This window comes from Rhizobium sp. SVR5-9E (genome assembly GCF_056755095.1).
Genome location: NZ_JBNDHS010000011.1, coordinates 12597 through 32005, shown reverse-complemented (window position 1 = coordinate 32005; position 19409 = coordinate 12597). Strand labels below are relative to the sequence as shown.

At 61.0% G+C, this 19409-nt stretch carries 18 protein-coding genes and 2 pseudogenes; 9 read left to right on the top strand and 11 right to left on the bottom strand.

The genetic code is table 11. The features are described from left to right. Positions 1-30 precede the first annotated feature (30 nt). Positions 31-828 carry a PdxA family dehydrogenase gene (locus ACPYOJ_RS08210; RefSeq protein WP_481415797.1) on the bottom strand — a complete coding sequence of 266 codons (798 nt, stop codon included), beginning with the start codon at positions 826-828 and terminating at the stop codon, positions 31-33. Then, complete coding sequence (locus ACPYOJ_RS08205; protein ID WP_481415796.1) at positions 828-1250, bottom strand: RpiB/LacA/LacB family sugar-phosphate isomerase; 423 nt, start codon at positions 1248-1250, stop codon at positions 828-830. Before ACPYOJ_RS08205 ends, ACPYOJ_RS08210 begins: the two co-directional genes overlap by 1 nt. A gap of 187 nt (positions 1251-1437) precedes the next feature. On the opposite strand from ACPYOJ_RS08205, the gene ACPYOJ_RS08200 reads away from it, so the two are divergent. The 9 genes and pseudogenes from ACPYOJ_RS08200 to ACPYOJ_RS08160 form a co-directional block, all read left to right on the top strand. Continuing rightward, a complete protein-coding gene (locus tag ACPYOJ_RS08200; RefSeq protein ID WP_481415855.1) occupies positions 1438-2916 on the top strand; it encodes a sugar ABC transporter ATP-binding protein in 1479 nt (492 codons plus the stop codon). Positions 2917-2956: 40 nt separating this feature from the next. Next, a complete protein-coding gene (locus ACPYOJ_RS08195) occupies positions 2957-3961 on the top strand; it encodes an ABC transporter permease (RefSeq protein WP_481415795.1) in 1005 nt (334 codons plus the stop codon). A gap of 96 nt (positions 3962-4057) precedes the next feature. Then, positions 4058-5044, top strand: coding sequence for a substrate-binding domain-containing protein (locus tag ACPYOJ_RS08190; protein WP_481415794.1), 987 nt, complete (start codon positions 4058-4060; stop codon positions 5042-5044). Positions 5045-5103: 59 nt separating this feature from the next. After that, the gene (locus tag ACPYOJ_RS08185) at positions 5104-5874 is read left to right on the top strand and encodes an SDR family oxidoreductase (RefSeq protein WP_481415793.1); all 771 of its coding nucleotides are present in this window, start codon (positions 5104-5106) and stop codon (positions 5872-5874) included. A 22-nt stretch (positions 5875-5896) separates the two neighbouring features. Beyond that, on the top strand, positions 5897-6892 hold the full coding sequence (locus tag ACPYOJ_RS08180) for a dihydroxyacetone kinase subunit DhaK (protein ID WP_481415792.1): 996 nt from the start codon (positions 5897-5899) through the stop codon (positions 6890-6892). Positions 6893-6907: 15 nt separating this feature from the next. After that, entirely contained in the window at positions 6908-7555 is a 648-nt protein-coding gene (dhaL, locus tag ACPYOJ_RS08175) for a dihydroxyacetone kinase subunit DhaL (RefSeq protein WP_481415791.1), read from the top strand. Between the two features lie 151 nt (positions 7556-7706). Further along, positions 7707-9797, top strand: a complete 2091-nt coding sequence (locus ACPYOJ_RS08170; RefSeq protein ID WP_481415790.1) for a bifunctional sugar-binding transcriptional regulator/dihydroxyacetone kinase subunit DhaK — start codon at positions 7707-7709, stop codon at positions 9795-9797. Between the two features lie 50 nt (positions 9798-9847). Then, positions 9848-10495 carry a dihydroxyacetone kinase subunit DhaL gene (gene dhaL, locus ACPYOJ_RS08165; RefSeq protein ID WP_481415789.1) on the top strand — a complete coding sequence of 216 codons (648 nt, stop codon included), beginning with the start codon at positions 9848-9850 and terminating at the stop codon, positions 10493-10495. 227 nt (positions 10496-10722) lie between these two features. Then, positions 10723-10992, top strand: a pseudogene (locus ACPYOJ_RS08160) (IS110 family transposase); the annotation flags it as partial. 176 nt (positions 10993-11168) lie between these two features. Here the strand turns inward: ACPYOJ_RS08160 and ACPYOJ_RS08155 are convergent. The 9 genes and pseudogenes from ACPYOJ_RS08155 to ACPYOJ_RS08115 all read right to left on the bottom strand — a co-directional run. Further along, positions 11169-11640, bottom strand: a pseudogene (locus ACPYOJ_RS08155) (toprim domain-containing protein); the annotation flags it as partial. Between the two features lie 24 nt (positions 11641-11664). Then, positions 11665-12021: a cupin domain-containing protein gene (locus tag ACPYOJ_RS08150; RefSeq protein ID WP_481415788.1), complete on the bottom strand. Its 357-nt coding sequence runs from the start codon at positions 12019-12021 to the stop codon at positions 11665-11667. A 10-nt stretch (positions 12022-12031) separates the two neighbouring features. Continuing rightward, positions 12032-12817 carry an SDR family oxidoreductase gene (locus tag ACPYOJ_RS08145; RefSeq protein WP_481415787.1) on the bottom strand — a complete coding sequence of 262 codons (786 nt, stop codon included), beginning with the start codon at positions 12815-12817 and terminating at the stop codon, positions 12032-12034. A 46-nt stretch (positions 12818-12863) separates the two neighbouring features. Beyond that, positions 12864-13637: an SDR family NAD(P)-dependent oxidoreductase gene (locus tag ACPYOJ_RS08140; protein ID WP_481415786.1), complete on the bottom strand. Its 774-nt coding sequence runs from the start codon at positions 13635-13637 to the stop codon at positions 12864-12866. A gap of 10 nt (positions 13638-13647) precedes the next feature. Beyond that, on the bottom strand, positions 13648-14982 hold the full coding sequence (locus ACPYOJ_RS08135) for a dihydroorotase (protein ID WP_481415785.1): 1335 nt from the start codon (positions 14980-14982) through the stop codon (positions 13648-13650). Positions 14983-14992: 10 nt separating this feature from the next. Further along, entirely contained in the window at positions 14993-16684 is a 1692-nt protein-coding gene (locus tag ACPYOJ_RS08130; RefSeq protein ID WP_481415784.1) for a thiamine pyrophosphate-requiring protein, read from the bottom strand. Further along, positions 16677-17585: an allantoinase PuuE gene (locus ACPYOJ_RS08125; protein ID WP_481415783.1), complete on the bottom strand. Its 909-nt coding sequence runs from the start codon at positions 17583-17585 to the stop codon at positions 16677-16679. Before ACPYOJ_RS08125 ends, ACPYOJ_RS08130 begins: the two co-directional genes overlap by 8 nt. Continuing rightward, positions 17585-18622, bottom strand: a complete 1038-nt coding sequence (locus tag ACPYOJ_RS08120) for an NAD-dependent epimerase/dehydratase family protein (protein WP_481415782.1) — start codon at positions 18620-18622, stop codon at positions 17585-17587. The genes ACPYOJ_RS08125 and ACPYOJ_RS08120 overlap by 1 nt, the downstream gene beginning before the upstream one ends. A 33-nt stretch (positions 18623-18655) precedes the next feature. After that, a complete protein-coding gene (locus ACPYOJ_RS08115) occupies positions 18656-19405 on the bottom strand; it encodes an SDR family NAD(P)-dependent oxidoreductase (RefSeq protein WP_481415781.1) in 750 nt (249 codons plus the stop codon). Positions 19406-19409 lie beyond the last annotated feature (4 nt).

Sequence of the window (19409 nt, the reverse complement as noted above, 5' to 3'; positions counted from 1 at the left end):
CCAGGTCACCGCCGCATCAAGGTCATCCGCTCACGCCCGCGACATGGTCACGGCAAGCTCAATGGCTTCAATCAGGCTGGTTTCGCTAGCGATACCTTTTCCGGCGATGTCGAATGCGGTGCCGTGATCGACGGAGGTCCGGATGATCGGCAGGCCGAGCGTGACATTCACGCCGCTGAGCGCCTCCATGCGCCAGGTCTTCTCATCCACCGAGGATCCCAGCAATTTCACGGGGATATGCCCCTGATCGTGATACATTGCGACGACAGCATCGAATTGGCGTGCGCGCAGCTTCACGAACACCATGTCGCCCACCGGCCCTTCGACGTCAAAACCTTCTTCGCGCAGCGCGCGGATGGCGGGCTCGACCACATCGATATCCTGCCGGCCGAAGAGGCCATCCTCCCCTGCATGCGGATTCAGCGCGGCGATGGCGATTTTAGGCCGTTCCAGCCCAAGGATGTGCAACGCGCCGTCGGTGAGGGCAACGACACGGCTGAACTGTGGCTTGACATGTTTTGGAACATCTTCCTGAGCGATATGTCTGGTGATGCGGTCCACTCGCACGTTTCGGTGGGCGCGTAGCCTCGCACTATCAAGCGCATCCTTGCTGGACTGGCCGGCGCAAATGGCGTCCGCCGCACCGCTTAAGGCAAGCTTGACCACCGAGGCGGTCGCATCGAAGGCAATCTTGCCGCCGGCTGTCATGGATTGAGTGACCGGCACGCCGGCACGCGCTGGATCAACGTCAACGAACGGCAGTCCAGGCGCACGTCCATACGCCGCAGTGTCGTAATCCGATTGGTGGCGGGACTTCCGATCGTTCATCATCTGGCCCGATCGAGGCGGTCGATTGCCTTGACGTTTTCAGCGGAGGGACCGTCCGGATCGAAGCTGGAGGCAAGGAATGCGTCGATCGCCTTGGCAAGCTCCGGGCCGATCACCCGTGCGCTCATAGCGATGATCTGGGCGTTGTTCGACTTTGCCGCGCGCTCTGCCGAATAGGTGTCATGCGTCAACGCGGCCCGGATTCCCAGAACCTTGTTGCGCGAAATCGATACGCCGATGCCTGTTCCGCAGAACAGCACTGCCCGCTCATATTCACCGTCAAGAACCTTCTGAGACACGTCGGCATAAAAGCCTGGCTCGCTCAGGTCCGCCACCGTGAGATCGGGTTTACCAGACAGGTGCGAGGCGGTGACATCCAGCAGAGGTTTACCGGCTCCGTCCGCTCCGATTGCGATCTTCATGAGGTTTTCCTTTCAGGCTTCTCGATTCCGGCGCACCAAAGCCTTCTAACTTTTTATATGATTGCGCATAACTTGACATTTGTCGAGCGTCTATTGAATATTGTCATGAAAGCGCCGGGCAGAGATTTTTCAATGTCGATCGTCCGCCGGGAGGGTCCGTAAGGTGCTTGTATGGAGGAAGATCAAGGTGGAGTTTCTGCTCGAAGTGGGAGGACTGAAGAAGTCCTTTGGCGGTGTCGCAGCTTTGCGCGATGGTCGTTTCCAACTTCGTGCCGGCTCGGTTCATGCGCTGTGTGGCGGCAATGGTGCCGGCAAGTCGACCTTCCTGAAAATCCTGATGGGCATTCACAAGCGCGACGCCGGCTCGATCCGCCGCCGTGGGCGGGACGTCGAATTTTTGAGCCCCGCAGATGCGCTTTCATCAGGCATCGCGATCATCGAGCAGGAGCTGAGCCCGGTTCCGCATATGACAGTGGCCGAGAATATCTATCTCGGCCGTGAGCCATCCGCCCGTTTCGGCGGTATCGACTTCCGCAGCATGAACAAGGCGGCGCAGAAGCTGCTCGACGGGCTGGAATTCGATATTCGCGCCACGCAATACATGATGAACCTGTCTGTCGCGCAGATGCAGCTGGTGGAGATCGCCAAGGCGCTCAGCCACGATGCCGAGGTCATCTTCATGGACGAGCCGACATCGGCGATCGGCGAGCGCGAAGCTCAGCAACTCTTCGCGGCGATCCGTCGCTTGCAGGCGCAGGGTCGCGGTATCGTCTACGTCTCGCACCGGCTCTCAGAAATCTTCCAAATCGCCGATTCCTATACGGTCTTCCGCGACGGCTCCTTTGTCGGTGCCGGCGCCTTGTCGGAGATCGACCGGCCGAGCCTGATCCGCATGATCGTCGGGCGCGAACTGTCAGAGGAATACGTCAAGACCAATATGCCGACATCAGAGATCGGTCTGGAGGTCAGTGCGCTCTCCTGCCCGAACAAAATCGAGGATATTTCCTTTGTCGCTCGCAAGGGTGAGATCTTCGGCATCTACGGCCTCATGGGCTCAGGCCGCACGGAAATCTTCAACTGCCTCTTCGGCCTCGACAAACCGTCGGCCGGCCGAGTTTCAGTGGACGGCGCGCCGATATCGGTCGCAAAGCCTTCGGATGCCATGGCCCATGGTCTGGCGTTGGTGACGGAAGATCGCAAGCAGACCGGCCTCAACCTCTCCGATTCCGTTCGCGCCAATATCTGTATGGCGAGCCTGCCGGAGCTAAGCCCCGCCTTTGCCATGGATCATGCGAAGGAAGTGGATGCCAGCCGCCGCATGCGCGATCAGTTTCAGATCAAGGCGGCGCGCGACACGATGCCGGTGTCCGGCCTTTCCGGCGGCAACCAACAGAAGGTCGTGCTCGGCAAGTGGTTTCTGCGAAACCCCAAGGTCCTGTTGCTGGATGAACCGACACGCGGAGTCGATGTCGGCGCCAAGCGTGAAATCTATCGCATCATCTGCGACTTCGCCGAGGGCGGCGGCACGGTTGTGATGATCTCATCGGAAATCGACGAAGTTCTCGGCATGTCGGACCGCATCATGGTGATGCGGGCTGGCAGGAGCGCCGGAATATACAGCCGGGAGGAGACGAATGCCCAATCACTCGTCCACTTATCGACCTGATCAGGGTCAGAGCGTTCGTCCGGCAGCACAGGAGCTAGCAGTGTCAGTCAGTGACAATAAGAGTGCGGGCGGTTGGTTCAAGACGGAGCAGCGACGTCTGATCGTGCAGGAATACGGCATTTTCCTCGCCTTCCTGCTGCTGGTCGTCTCTCTCTCGTTCTCGAACGAGTTCTTCCTGACCGGTGGCAATATTTCCAACGTGCTGCTGCAGACGTCCATCAACGGCGTGCTGGCGATCGGCATGACTTTCGTGATCCTGACGCGCGGCATCGACCTTTCGGTCGGCTCGGTCGTTGCGCTCGCCGGCATCGTCAGCGCCAGTTTTGCAACGACCTCGCAAACGGCCGGCGTTATCGGTTCGCCCTATCCGGTCGCGATCGGCCTGCTTGTCGGCGTGCTCGTCGGCGTCGTCTGCGGCTCGATCTCCGGCGTCATCGTCTCGCGCTTCTCGGTGCCTGCTTTCGTCGCGACGCTCGGCATGCTTTCAGCAGCCCGCGGCATGACGTTGATCTACGGCGGCGGCCGCCCGGTTCCGGCCCTTACGCCCGCCTTCCGCTGGATCGGCACCGGCGATGTGTTTGGCCTTCCTGCCCCGGTTATCGTGCTTGCTGTTGTTTTTGCAGTCTCATGGTGGATCCTCAACCGCACACGGTTCGGTCGCTACATCTATGCCGTTGGCGGCAATCCGCATGCAGCCAAGACATCGGGCATCAATACCGACCGTATTCGCTTCACCGTCTACGTCATATCCGGCGGTCTCGCAGGACTGGCAGGCATCCTGCTCAGCGCCCGCACCGGTTCGGGCCTGCCGCAGGCCGGCGTCGCCTACGAGCTGGACGCGATCGCGGCGGTCGTCATCGGCGGCACGAGCCTTTCAGGCGGCGTCGGTCGGGTGACAGGAACGCTGATCGGCGCCCTCATCATCGGCGTCATGAACAACGGCCTCGATCTGATGGGTATCCAGTCCTACTACCAGCAGGTTCTGAAGGGCGCCCTGATCGTCGGCGCCGTGATGCTCGACCAGAAACGAAATTTCGGAGCCTGAGCTCGACCGAGAGAAATTCGGGGCAGGCGCTTCGGTTGCCCCGTCCGACAGGCAAGCCATGCCGGCAGCCTAAACCAAAAGTGGAGGAGAATGACAATGAAAAAGCTTCTGATTGCGCTTGCTTCGGCAACAGCGCTGCTGGCGACGTCTGCCGCAGCCCAGGAAAAGATCAAGATTGGCGCAGCACCCTACGGCTTGAATGCGGAGTTCATGCAGATCTGGACCGCGGCCCTGCAGGATCACCCGGCCGTCAAGAGCGGTGAGGTGGAGCTGACGGTTTTCGATGGCCGCTATGACGCGCTGGTCCAGCAGGACCAGTTCAAGACGATGATCACGCAGAAGTACAACGCGATCATCTTTGCGCCGATCGATGTCGATGCAGGTGCATCTGCCGTTCAGTCCGCGGTCGATGCCGGCATTCCGGTCATCGGCTCCAACACCCGCGTCAATTCCGACCAGCTGACCTCCTATGTCGGTTCCGACGACACGGTCTCCGGTTATCTCGAAGCCAAGAGCGTGCTGGACAAGATCGGCTGCAAGGGCAATGTCGTCATCATCGAGGGCCCGGTCGGCCAGTCTGCCCAGATCCAGCGTCTGGAAGGCAACAAAAAGGCGCTTGCCGAGTGCCCGGATGTGAAGGTCCTTGAAGACCAGACCGCGAACTGGTCGCGCGCCGAGGCCCAGACACTGATGGAAAACTGGCTGACGTCGCATCCGAACCAGATCAACGGCATTATCGGCCAGAACGATGAAATGGCGCTCGGCGCCATCGAGGCCATCAAGGCTGCCGGCCTTGACGTCAAGAGCTTCGCCATTGCCGGTATCGACGGTGTCACCGACGCGCTGCGGGCCGCCAAGGCCGGCGAGATGACCTCGATCCTTCAGGATGCCCGCGCCCAGGCGCAGGGCGCTCTGGATCTTGCGGTCTTCAATGCCAAGAAGGGCAACTACAAGCCGGAATCCGATATCTGGACGACCTATAAGGATATGCCGTGGAACGACGGCAAGGATAAGACCTATAATGTTCCGTGGACCCCGGTGACGGCTGAAAACGTCGATAAACTGCTTTCCACCCGCAAGTGATCCTCCCTGGGGCGGGATGAAGATCCCGCCCCAAATCCCGACAGGTTGAGAAGAAAGCCATGACTGATACCAAACAGGTTGATTTGAACTTTTCCCTGAGCGGCAAGGTCGCTCTGATTACGGGCGGTGCCTCAGGCATCGGCAGTGCCATCGCATCTGCCATGGCTGCCAAAGGCGCGATCGTTGGCGTGGTCGACATCAATGAATCTGTTGCCAAGGCCAAGGCCGACGAACTCGGCAACGGCGCGAAATCATTCGTCTGCGACGTATCCAACCCGCAATCCGTTGAAAGGGTAGTCGCCGATGTGGTGGCCGCGTTCGGTCGCGTCGATATTGCCGTCAACAGTGCCGGTGTCGTCATGCTCGCGCCGGCGGAGGAACTCAGCCTCGATGCCTGGGACAAGACCATCGCCATCAATCTCAAGGGCACTTTTTTGGTGTCCCAGGCGGCTGGCCGCGCCATGATCAAGGCGGGCAGGGGCGGCAAGATCATCAACATGGCGTCCCAGGCTGGCACTGTCGCCATCGATCAGCATGTCGCCTATTGTGCCTCGAAGTTCGGCGTCATCGGCCTTTCTAAGACACTTGCCGCCGAATGGGGCAAACACGGCATCAACGTCAACACGATCTCTCCGACCGTCGTCCTGACTGATCTCGGCAGGAAGGCATGGGACGGCCCGCGTGGTGAAGCGCTGAAACAGCGCATTCCATCCGGCCGCTTCGCGTTCCCCGAAGAGATTGCGGCGGCGGCGGTGTTCCTGGCTTCCAACGGCGCCGATATGATCAATGGCGCGGACCTTCTGGTCGACGGCGGCTACACCATTATCTGACGCGCGGTAGATAGGAGTTAGAATGCAGCGGTTTATCAACAATCCGGATGAAGTCGTCGAAGATACGGTGAAGGGTTTCCTCAAGGCCCATGCCGACATCGTCAGGCAATCCGCACAAAATCCCCGAGTGATCGCCTCTCGCCAGGCGCCGGTCTCCGGCAAGGTCGGGGTCATTACCGGCGGTGGTTCGGGCCATGAGCCTGCTTTCATCGGCTATACCGGCCGCAACATGCTGGATGCCGTCGCTGTCGGCGAACTTTTTTCCTCGCCGACGGCAAAGAGCTTTCTAGATGCTGCGCGTGAAGCCAATGGCGGAAAGGGTGTCGTCTGCCTCTATGGCAACTATGCCGGCGACAACATGAACGTGAAGATGGCAATCAAGTTGGCGGCGAAGGAAGGCATCGAGATCGCCACCGTCGTTGCCAATGATGATGTATGTTCCGCTAGCCCAGAGGAGCGAGAAAAGCGCCGCGGCGTTGCCGGCGAAATTTTCATGTGGAAGTGCGGAGCAGCAAAGGCTGCAGAAGGCGCCGGCCTCGAAGAGGTGCAGGCGACGGCGCAGAAGGCGATCGACAATTGCCGTTCGATCGGCGTTGGCCTTGGCCCCTGCACGCTTCCATCGGTCGGCCACCCGAACTTTGCCATCGAACCGGGGACGATGGAGGTCGGCATCGGCCATCACGGCGAGCCCGGCGTGCGTGTCGAGCCACTGAAATCAGCCAGGGAAGTGGCCGAGGAAATGGCTAAGATCGTTCTTGACGATCATCAGCTTGCTGCCGGAACCGAGGTTGCAGTCCTCGTCTCCGGTCTCGGCGCCACACCGCTCAACGAGCTCTATATTCTCCACGACACGATCGAATCCGAGATTGCCGGACGCGGGTTGAAGATCCACAAGGTCTATGTCGGCAATTATTTCACATCGTTGGAAATGGTCGGCGCAACATTGACCGTGATGGCGCTGGACGACGAGCTGAAGCGGCTGCTTGAGGTCGATGTTCAGTGCCCCGCGATGCTCTAAGGGGAGGCAGAGGTAATGCAGAAATTTCAGAATGGGAAATCGGGCGAGATCGTTCTCTCACTGGCCGACAGGATCATCGAAAATCGTGCCTATCTCAGCGAAATCGACGGCAAGATCGGCGATGGAGATCATGGTGTCAACATGGCCAAGGGTTTCGGCATGGCGGCCGAACGCATCAAGGGTGCCGACATGTCGCTGGCTGAAGCGCTCGACACGCTCGGCACCGTGCTGATGACGGAGATCGGCGGCTCAATGGGACCGCTCTATGGCGTGATGTTCACGCAGTTTGCCGAAACGATCGAAAAGTCCGATGCCATCGATGCTGCGACCTTCAGCACCATGCTGCACAACGGCCTCGACGGCATCCAGGCGATAGGCTCTGCCAAGGTTGGCGACAAGACGCTGATTGACACGCTGGTGCCTGCAATCACCGCATTCGACGCGGCTATCGGCAGCGGCAAGTCTTTTGCCGAGGCGCTCACGGCACTCATCGTGGCCGCCGAAGCCGGACGGGATAGCACGCGCGACCTCGTCGCCAAGATCGGCCGGGCAAGCCGTCTCGGCGAGCGTTCGCTCGGCGTGCTCGATGCCGGCGCAACATCCTGTGCACTGATCCTCAAGTCGCTGGCTGATGGCGTGGAGACGAGGCTTCAGCCCGCCTGACAGGTCGGGCTTTGGTGAGAGCCCGTGATCCTCCCTTGCATCACCTTCCCGGCCGCTGCGGCGGCCGGGAACAATCAGGCGAGGGCACGTTGAAAACTGCGGCTTTTACGCTCATCTTCGCCGTCGATTTGGATGAGGGAAACCAGGCAGGATGACCGCTAAGACATCATCGGCGCGAAAGAATGGTACCGCTGATATCGCGGCCGAACCTATCCCGTTGCGTTACGGCGACGACCCCTACGTATGGGCGTGCTGGCTTTATTACGAAGACGGTATGACCCAGGGTGATATTGCCGAAACGATGGGAATCTCGCGCGCGACGGTGAACAGCTACCTCGCCGATGCGCGTGCCCGCGGCATCGTCAACATATCCATCGAACCGGCGCGACTAAGCTCGCTGACCATCGCCCAGGAACTGAAACGGCACTTCGGGCTGCACGACTGTCTGGTCGTGCCGAGCGACGACAGTGCCCGTCCATTGATCGAACGGCTGGGCTCTGCTGGCGCCCAGGCCCTACAGAAGATCCTGAAGTCCGGCGACACACTCGCGGTCGTCTGGGGGCGCACGATCTTGGCGGTCGGTGAACAAGCTTCCATATCGGGGCTGCAGGACATGACCGTTGTGCAGGCAACCGGCGGAACGAACGCGACTTTTGCTTATACGCCCGAGCTTTGTGCTGCGGCCTTTGCCGATGCAGTCGATGCCAAGCTCATCAATATTGCAGCACCTGCCATCGTCTCCAGCCCCGCGGTTCGAGACATACTCCTGCGGGAGCCGCTGATCGACCGGCAGTTCGAGGCGCTTTCACAGGCAAACAAGGTGATCTTCGGTATCGCCTCCATGCGACCGAATTCCACCATCCACACAAGTGGCTTTTTCGATTCCGTTTCGTTGCAGGACTATCTGGCCAAGGATGCCACCGGTGTGGTGGCCGGCCGCTTCATCGACGGCCATGGACGCTCCGTCGCAGGACCGTTGGACGACCGCACGGTCGGCATTTCGCTCGAGTTGCTGAAGAAGATCAAGACGCGCATCGCCGTTGCAGGCGGCTTTGACAAAGTGCCGGCTATTCTTGCCGCGCTTCGCGGCGGCTATGTCAATGTCCTTATCACCGACGCTGCTACCGGCCGCGGCATCTTGAACGCCGATGGCGTTACGGAAGTCGACCAGAAGATCTCCCAGCGCCCACGTGTAGAAAGCGAGATCTCCGCTCAATCCAACAGCCTCCGGACCCATATCAAGAAGTTCCTCAACAACCCCGATGATGTCGTCGAGGAAATGCTCGACGGTGTCGTCAAAGCGCACGCGAGCTACCTTCGACCGGTCGACAGTTCCAACCGCGCGCTCGTTGCCCGATCCGGCCCGCGCGAGGGTAAGGTCGGACTGGTCGTCGGCGGGGGTACGGGCCACGAGCCGGCTTTTCTCGGTTATGTCGGCAAGGGGCTCGCCGACGCTGTTGCTGTCGGCAATATCTTTTCCTCGCCGCCTCCGGGACCAATCCTGCAATGCGCAAAGGCTGCCTCCGGCGGCAAGGGTGTGCTCTTCGTCTATGGAAACTACGCCGGCGACGTCATGAATTTCGAAATGGCAGCCGAAATGGCTGCAGACGACAATATCGAGGTGCGCACGGTGGTGACGACCGACGATATTTCGTCTTCCGCGCTGGAAGACAGGGACGGGCGCCGCGGTGTCGCAGGCAATTTCTTCATTTTCAAGATTGCCGGTGCGGCCTGCGATCAGGGTCTGTCACTCGATGCCTGCGAACTAGCAACGCGCAAGGCCAATGCCCGCACCTTCACAATGGGGGTCGCGCTGGAGCCATGTTCGCTGCCGCAAACCAGACGGCATAATTTCGAAATAGGTCCTGACGACATGGAAATCGGCATGGGTATTCATGGCGAACCCGGCGTGATGCGGGAAAAGATGAGGAGTGCCGATGGTATCGTCGACGTTGTGATGGATCGAATATTCTCGGAGATGAAACCCATCTCGGGAGACCGCGTCGCCCTTCTCGTCAATTCTTTCGGCGGCACACCATTGATGGAGCTCTATATTCTCTACCGGCGCGTCGAACAGCGCTTGAGCGCCAAGGGTGTCAAGATCGAAGCGAACTGGGTGGGGCATTATTGCACATCGCTCGATATGGTCGGCGCATCCATATCGATCCTGCACCTCGACCAGCAACTGACTGATCTGCTGCACCATCCCTGCGATACGGCGTTTCTCAGGGTTGTGAACTGAAACCAAAGAGGGCCCCGGAGGGCGGGGTTGTTTGAATTGGGAGGATATTCATGTCAGCAAATGCGGCTCGCCGCCTGAGCAGGATGTTTCACCGGATATCAGTCGCGATTTCGGCTGATAAGCATCATCTCTCCGATCTGGACGGTGCGATCGGCGATGCTGATCACGGCATCACCATGTCGCTTGGCTTCCAGGCGGTGAACAGCGAACTGGCCAAGTGCGATTTGGATGACATGCTGGCCTCCGAGGTATTTTCGACTGCGGCTTCGGCCTTCCTTGACGCAGTCGGCGCCTCGACCGGCCCTCTCTATGCGACGGCCTTTCGCAAGGCGGCGCTATCACTGAAGCAAGACGAGACGCTCTCGGTCGCTTGCCAGGCCTCCATCCTCGAAGCAATGACGTCGGGCATCCGGGAGCGCGGTAAGGGGGAGCGTGGCGACAAGACGATGTTGGATGCATGGATTCCAGCGATGGAAGCCGCTGCGGCAGCCCGTGACAGGCAGGCTAGCCTTCAGGATATGTGGAACGAGATTGTCGATGCCGCTAATGCCGGCGCAAACTCGACACGCTCGATGGTCGCGACCCGCGGCCGTGCGGCCCGTCTCGGTGAACGATCGCTCGGCCATATCGATCCGGGCGCGGCATCCGCCGTCCTCATCATAAAGGCGATGAAGGACGCATTCACGGGTACGATTTGAGCGCTGGGCGTTCAAATCGCGAAAGCTCCGCGACTGCGCAATCTCAAAGATCGGAAGTTCCACGCGTTCGAAAAGGGCGATGCATACCAGCAGTCGAACCGGTGATGGTTAAGTTCTTGTCGAACGCGTACTTCAAGAACTTAATCTGATGTGGTGGATGGCGCCCTCCGACGGCATCGAGTGTGCCAGAGTAGGTTGTTGCAAAACCTTTAGAGGAGCCACCCACCATGAGAGAGATTACGGCAATCGGCCTTGATATCGCAAAGAATGTTTTCCCGGTTCACGGTGTTGATGCGGATGGACAGGTTGTCCTGCGCAAGCCGTTGCGACGTAGTCAGATGCAACCCTTCTTCGAGACGCTTGCCCCTTGCCGGATTGGCATGGAAGCCTGCGCGACTGCCCATCACTGGGCACGAACGCTCATGGAGGCTGGCCATGAGGTCCGGCTGATCCCACCCAGCTACATCAAGCCATATCTGCGGCGGCAGAAGAACGACGAACTAAAGACCCGACGGTCAGACGAGAGCAACGCACCGACCTGCAGCTCCGCTGGTCCCGGCGCCAAACTATAGCTTGCGGGCGGAACTGCAAAGATCGACACCGTCGTGCGCTTCGAGTTATCAATCACCAATCGCCCCTCGCAGGAGCGCTCTGTCTCGTTTCCGCGCTCCGCCGTAAGCCGATCCGGACCCAGCCAGCGCAGATCTTCGTTGAAACCGCCGAGATCGTGCGACACCACCAGGGGCAGGATGCCGCGCTCTTGCGCCCGCCGGCTCAGTCCCTCGATTCCGTACCGGCCGGCGGCATCCGCGTCGGCAGCGATGTAGATGAGTCGGCATCCGGGCGGGAATCGGAAGGCGGCAAGGTGATCGGCCGTCAGAGCAGCCACGATCGGCATGTCGGCGTGACATGCACAAGCGACAACATGGTTTCGAGGCCTTCGTCCGCCGCCATCACCGGGACGGGTGCATTGACCGGAAAGCGGACGCCGACGGCATTGCCGACAGCCCACCAAGCGCGCGGCGGGGGTCGTCCAGCCCGGCCTTACCGACGCCGCCTGCTTCGAGCCCAGAGGACGGATACGTGCGGTGAACACCGGTGACCGCGCCGCCGGCGTCCGTCACCGCGGCGATCAGCGCCGACCAATGGGTCCTGAACCTGGTCGAATTTCAGCACCGGTGCACCAACCCATCCCGGCAACTGGTCAGGACGGGCGGGAGCAAATATCTCATAGTAGACGCAGCCTTCTGCCCCAGTTCCGATCGCTGCATGCCGCGACCCACCGGAAAGAAGACGAGATCGCCTGCCCGCGCCTCAATCTCCTTGCCGTCGATAACGAGTTTGCACAGCCCTGATACGACTACGAGGATTTGCTCGTTCTCGTGCCAGTGCGTCTTCCCGTCGAATACCCCGTCGGCAGCCGTCTCGATGCGAACGGCGGAGATCTTGTCCGCGCAAATCCCTTGCCGGGACGAGCCCGGCCGCATTCCGGTGACGGCAGGCAGTTTCTTCCAATCGATCAGCATGACTGCCCTCTCAAACGCTTGCGATCAGTCCGCCATCGACCCTGATAACAGAGCCGGTTAGATAGGACGCACGATCGCTCGCCATGAAGGCGACGACATCGGCATATTCCTGCGGATCGCCATATCGACCGACGGGGATCGACGCGGTGCTTGCCGCCGAAACCTCTTCAACGGCCTTGCCTTCGCGCTTCGCCTTCTGCTCGTCGAGGAAGCTGATACGCTGTGTGGCAACACGGCCCGGCAAGACGACATTGACGGTCACGCCATCACGACCGACCTCGCCGGCCAGTGTCTTCGACCAGCCGAGAAGCGACATGCGCAAGGCATTCGAGAGGCCAAGATTGGGAATCGGCGCAACGACGCCGGACGATGTCGAGGTGATGATGCGCCCCCACTTCTTTTCGCGCATCTTGGGAAGTGCGGCGTCGGAGATGGCGATGACCGACAGAACCATACTATCGAAGTATTTGCGCCAGCTTTCGGCATTCTGACCGGAAACGAGCGTCGGCGGCGGGCCGCCGGTGATGTTGACAAGCACGTCTACCGAACCGAACTGCTTGTCGATGGCGGCGAGATTAGGCTCAATCACGCCGAGATCTGCGAGGTCCCATTGAAGCGCCATCGCCGAGCCGCCGGCCGTGGCGATATCAGCGACCGTCTTGTCGGCGGCTTCCCTGTTGATATCGGCGACGGCGACCTTCGCCTCTTCGGCGGCGAGCGTCCTGGCGATTGCTCCGCCAAGGCCTCCGCCGGCGCCCAACACAAGGGCAGTCTTGCCTTTCAATCCAAGATCCATGGTCTGTTTCCTTTCCGTTATTGTCCATCGTTGTGCGGCGTCATGATCAGCCGGCCATCCAGCCGCCGTCGACCATCAGGTTGACGCCGGTCATGTAGGTCGCCATGTCGCTGGCGAGGAAAAGTGCAGCACTTGCGACATCGCGCGGCTCGCCGAGCCTTGGCCATGGCGTGCGACGGCGCGAATAATCCAGAGCGTCGGGATCGTTGGCGACACCCGGTTTGCCAGTGATGATCTTGCCCGGGGCTATGGCATTGCAAACGATTCCCGCCGCTGCATGGTCCACAGCGATTTGCCGGGTCATCTGGACGACAGCACCCTTGCTGACGCCGTAGGGGAAATCCCCCGGACAGGCGACCATGCCGTGCTGCGACGAAATATTGATGATGCGGCCGCTGACGTCGCGGACCGGCTCCTGCAGCAAAAATTGCTGTACCGCCCGCTTGCAGCAATAAAAATACCCGGTGACGTTGACGGCGATCACCCGCCCCCATTGTTGCGTCGACGTCTCGAGAAGATTGGTCGAGGTGTAGATGGCGGCGTTGTTGACCATGATGTCGAGCCGGCCAAACTCATTCACGGTTTGTGCGACCAGCGCATCGACGTCATCCCATCTGGAGATGTCGGTCTTTACGAACCTGCCCGTTCCTCCTGTTGTAAGGATACGCGCAAGTGTCGTCTCACCTCCCTCGATCGGAGCATCCGAGACATCGGCGATCACGACGATTGCGCCCTCTTCGGCGTAGCGAAGCGCGATCGCACGGCCGAGGCCGGAACTGGCGCCGGTGACAATGGCAACTTTCTGATCGAGCAGAGGCATGGGCGTTCCTTTATGCAGCCCTGCGGACAACCTGACCGCGGCTGGGAGTAATGAGCGTTCCGTCTTTGACGATGCGTTCGCCGCGCAGGAAGACGTCGGTCAACCTGCCGGCCGTGCGTTTGCCATGAAATGGCGTGTAGGCGGCGCGAGAGGCCTGCTCGGCATTGGTGATGACAGCAGATCGGCCCATATCGATCACAAGGATGTCGGCATCGCTGCCGACGGCAATCACGCCTTTCGAGCGTCCGAGACCGAAGCGGTGCGCGGGATTGTACGCACAGATCCGCACCAGGTCCGGCAACCCCAGTATCTTTTCCGCTACGAGGCCCAGCATCACCGGAAGCAATGTCTGAAGCCCCGGCATACCGCCGGGAATGTCGGCAAAAGCCCCATAGGCCGCCGACTTCTCGGCCGGGCTATGCGGTGCATGATCCGTGGCCATGATCGTGATCAGGCTCTCCGAGACGGCATGGCGCAGGGCCGCGACATCGTCGTGGCCACGAAACGGAGGCGATCCCTTCAGCCTGGCCCCATCCGTCTCGTAGTCATCGGATGTGAAGAACAGGTTCTGCGGAGTCGTTTCGACGGTGACATCGGCCATGCCCTGAAGGCGCCGCCAGGTTTCGACGCCAAGTTTCGAATTGACCTGGCGCACGTGTACCCGCGCACCGGTCTCTGCCGCTGCGAGGACCGCCCGCGCGATACCGCCGGCTTCGGCGAGCGGCGGTCTGCTTGCTAGAAAGGCCGAAATGCCGCCGTCACGGTCACGTATGCCGCTTGCCTCAAGGATCGACTGGTCACCGGGGGAAACACCGATCACCGTGCCGGTGCCCGCCAGCCGGCGCAACATCTGCGTCACGGCATCCAGACTGTCGAACCGATAGTCAGCGGGCACGTCGGCGGTAAACAGTTCGAGAGATACCGGCGAGAGGGCAAGCAAGTCATCCAGGCTATTGCAGCTTTTCGACACGACGACCTGAAATCCGACATCGACATGGATCCTCCCCGCCGCGCTCTCCATCTTGTCAGACAGTTGCTTCGCCGTTGCCGTCCAGGGATCGTCGGTCGGCATATCGAGGATGGTGGTCACGCCACCCAGGGCTGCCGCATGCGTGCCGCTTTCAAAATCCTCCTTGTGCATCAGTCCGGGGTCTCGCAGATGCGCATGCGCATCGACGAGGCCGGGCAGCAACTGCTTGCCGCTCGCATCGATGAAGCTGCGTGCGGTAGCGGTCTCGCCCGGAGCAAGAAGGGCGGCAATCCGCCCGTCCCGAATGCCGATATCCGCGGGGAATTGACCACCCGTGTTGACGACGGTCCCGCCGGTGATCAGCGTATCGAACATATCCTCCTCCCTACCGCACGCCCGCGAGCCGTGGTTCCTCGTGGGTGACGACCTCGATGAGCGCGGCCTGGCCCGTCTTGACCCTTTCCAAAGCGCGCAGCAACGCCGGCCGCAGGTTCTGCGGTTCCGTCACGCATTCGCCGTAGCCGCCGAGGGCTTGGGCGATCGGCGCATAATTGCCCGTCACCCGGTTCGCGCCATATTTCTGCGTGGCAACAGGCATGCTTTTCGCGTAGCCGCCGAGCACATTGTTGCGCAGGACGATCGTCAGCACCGGCAGATTGCAGCGGATAGCGGTTTCGAAGTCGATGCCGACCATGCCGAAGGCGGATTCTCCCATCAGGTTGACGACGGTCGCGTCCGGACGGGCAAGCTTGGCACCCATCGCAAAGCCAAGGCCGCTGCCGAGCTGAGTGGTCTTGCCCCAGCCGATATAGCTGCCCGGCGTGCTCGCCACGTAGAACGGGCAGAACTGGTCGCGCGGGTTGCCGGCATCGTGGGTCACGATAGAGGTCTTCGGGTCGATCGCCTGCATGATTTCCCAGACGACGCGGTAGGGCGAGATCGGCGTGCTGTCCGATGTCAGCAGCGGCATCCATTTTTCCATGAAAGCAGCGCGCACGTCAGCGATTTCCGCGGCCGGCTGCGGCCGGTCGCCACGTACCATCTGATTGCCGCGGATATAGGCGGTGAGCTGGCTGAGAACGGAGGCGGCATCGCCGATCACCCCCTGGGCGATCGCATAGTCCTTGCCGAGATCGGCCTCGCCAAGCGTCACGTGAAGGATGGTTTTGTCTTCCGGAATGGGCAGGATGTAATAGGAGCGGGTCAGGCTGCTGCCGATGGCGAGCACGACATCGGCCTTTTCGAGAAAATGATCGACCGTCGCCGGACGCGCCCTGCCAGCCGTCCCAAGCGCAAGCGGATGGTCTTCGGGAAAACCGCTCTTGCCGTTCGGCGTCGTCATAACGGGAATATTCAAGAGTTCGGCCAACTCGACCAGTTGCCGCGTCGCTGATCCAGCCAGAATTCCCTGCCCAGCCAGAATCACCGGGTTGCTCGCGGCAATCAGCGCTTCGGCGAGATCGGCCACTTCGGCGTCAGCAGCCTGCGGCACGCTGCGGCGCGGGCGGCGGTGATCGGCTGGCCGGGCATCAAATCTTTCGGCCAGGAGATCGACCGGCAGTTCGAGCAGGACAGGCGCCGATGGACCGTTGCGGACACGCGAGATCGCCGTATGCATGAGCTTCGGCAGATCGGAAACCTGGGTTGCCGCCTCGCACCATTTGGTGATGTGACGAAAGTTGCGCCGGGACTCGAAATTCGGAGTCACCGCTTCCGAACCGCGCGGATAACCGGTCGGCAGGAACAGCATCGGGACGCCGTCGTTGAAGGCCTGGGCGATGCCGGCAAAGGCGCTTTCGGCTCCCGGACCGTACTGAACGGTGACGACCGCAAGCTCCCTGCCGGCCATAACCCGAGCGTAGCCTTCAGCAATGTTGACGGCAACGCGTTGCGTGCGGGCAATCAGCGGCGGGATATCGAAAGCTGCAGACGCATCGAAAAGCTCGCTCGCCGGAAAGCCGATGATCTGCTTGACGCCCTCTTCCTTCAGGACGCCCGCAATATATTCGGCGCCGCTGATCATTCCCGGCTTCACCTGAAAATGCTTGTCGGACATTGCATGCGCATTATCAGCCATGATGATCGATCCAAAAGCGAGCGATGTCTTCGCGCCGCATGAAGGCAGCCCCTGGCGTCTTCTTGACGTGCTCGATAACGTCCCGCAGGCCCGACGCCCTGTTGGGCTGGCCCATCCAACGGGCGTGTACGCCGATCGTCAGCATGCGCCCGCCTGTTTCGTCGGCCTCGCCGATCATGTAGTCGATCGCCGAACGGCAATCCTCGGCAAAATCGCGCGGGTTGCTGTATCCAGGCGCGATCAGATAGCGGCTGTCGTTCAGGGTTTTCGAATAGGGAACGACGAGAAGCTTCGTTCCCTCGTGATCGATGAAATAGGGAAGGTCGTCGTTGCAGGGGTCGGAATAATAGAGGAAGCCCCCTTCCCTGACGATCAGATCGCGGGTGTTGACGCTTGGAAAGGAACGGCAGTTCCAGCCCATCGGCCTGATGCCGGTCAACTTCTCGTAGAGAGCGATCGCTTCGTGAAGTTGCTGCTCCTCGTCGTCGCGCGGCATGCTGGGATACTCGCTCCAGCGCAGGCCGTGGCCGAGCAGGTCGTGGCCGCGCGCATTCATCCAGTCGATGACTGCGGGGTTCTTCTCGAGCGCAACGGCGCAGGCTGAAACCGTCACCGGGATATCGTACCGGTCGAAGAGGCGTGCCAGACGCCAGACACCGGCGCGGCTGCCATATTCGAAATGCGTCTCGGTGCCGAGATCCCGCAACGGCGGACTGTTGGGAATGTTGTATTCGCCCCAGTTGTCGTTGCGCCCGTCCTCAAGCCAGGAATATTCAGCGCCTTCCTCGTAATTCAGCACGAGGTTGATCGCGAGCTTGATCCCACCCGGCCAGGTGATGACAGGCGGGTTCGGGCCATAGCCGACGAAATCGCGCGATTGGTCTTTGGCGGCAACGCTCATCACTTTCCCTCACTCTGCTGTTCGTTCTGGACAATCCAGTCCATGTAATCGTGGAACGATTGCCTGGCGCCGCGCGGTGACCAGCCCGTATCCAGGGCGATGCGGGCGATGTCATAGGCGCCCCACATGCCGTCCTTCAGCGAAACGTCCTGGATGATGTTTGCGGTCTCCGGGGGGCTCACCTCGACCTTCAGGCCGGGCGCGCGTTCCCTCGCCCAGCCGATGATGTCGCCGATGGTCGAGGTCTCGCCGCTGCCGATATTGTAGTGCCGGTAGCGCAGGCGTTCTGCGAGAAGCAGGGCGATGATCGCATCGGCTACATCGGTCGAGGTGACGTAGTCTCCGACAGGCTCCAGGCTGTTTGGCCGGATGGTGTCACCGGCAAGCGCCATATGGGCGACGCGGTTCGGCACATGCCGGAAATTGCGGCTGCCGGTGACGCGGTCCATCGGCCCGTAGACTGACGCAAGCCGGACGGAGACCGCCGACAGGCAAAAGAGATCGGCGTAGCGGTTGACGACCATCTCGGCCGCAAATTTGGATATTCCGTAAAGCGTCAGCGGTGCAACATAGCCATCTTCCGGAAGCGGTTCGCCGCTCCAGTCCGGCCCGTGGTGACGATAGACGGATCCGGAACTGACGAAGGCGAGGCGCTGAATGCCGGGACGCTTCCGCAGCCATTCGAGGACATGCACCGTGCCCATGAAATTGACGTCGACGATCCTGGCGGGATCTTCGACCTCGGGCTGGCGCTCGGCCTCCGAAGCACTGCCGCGCGAGATCGGGGTGACGGTGGCGCCATGCACGACATAGCGAATGTCATGGCTTTCGAGTGCTGCCTCCCATTGGGCGGGCTCGCAGATATCGGCCGTGATCACCGTCAGCCGATCGCGGACCGGCGCGAAATAGCGCTCCGCCATCTCGTCCAGACCGGCGCGATCGAGAATGACGGCGCGCGCATTGGCATCGCGTTCCAGCCATGCCCTTGCAAGGACGCTCATGACGAAGCCGGTTCCGCCGGTAACAAGAAGGGTCATTTCAAATCCATCCAAAGATCTTCAGTGCAAGTATCAGCGTGTTGCATAGCCACCGTCCGCCAGCAGATCGGCTCCGGTAACGAAGGACGCATCCAGCGACAGCAGGAAGGCGGCGGCAGAGGCGATTTCCTCCGGTTGCCCGATGCGTCCGAGCAGGTGTCCCGGTCCGAGCCCTGCATTTGCCGCATCGAGATCCGGCCATCGCTGCAGCAGCCGCGGCGTCGCCACGGCACCCGGCGAGAGACTGTTGACGCGAATGCCATCGGCCGCATGGTCCACCGCCATCGCCTTGGCGAGGTGCACGAGGCCGGCCTTTGCGGCGCAATAGGCAACGGCCCTGCCGGTTGCCACATGGGCGAATTGCGATGCGATGAACACGATCGAACCACCGCCGGCATCGATCATCGCCGGCAGCGCATGCTTGCTGGCCAGGAAGGCACCGGTCAGGATGACATCTACCTCCAGCCGCCATTGCGCCTCGGCAAGGTCGATAACGGTACCGTCAAGCGAGGGCGCCGCAGCATTATGCACGAGGCCATCGAGGCGTCCGAAACGCCCCACGGCAGCCTCCACCGCACGCTTGACTGAGCCGCTGTCGGTGACGTCGCACTGAACGGCCAGCGCCTGCGGACCGAGGGATGCAGCAAGCGCGTCAGCACCGTCGAGCGACTGGTCGGCGCAGATGACGACGGCTTTCTCGGCGATGCAGCGGCGCGCGATCGCCGCGCCTATGCCGCTTGCGGCGCCAGTGAGAAAGATCACCTGGCCTTCAAGGCGAGACATCGGT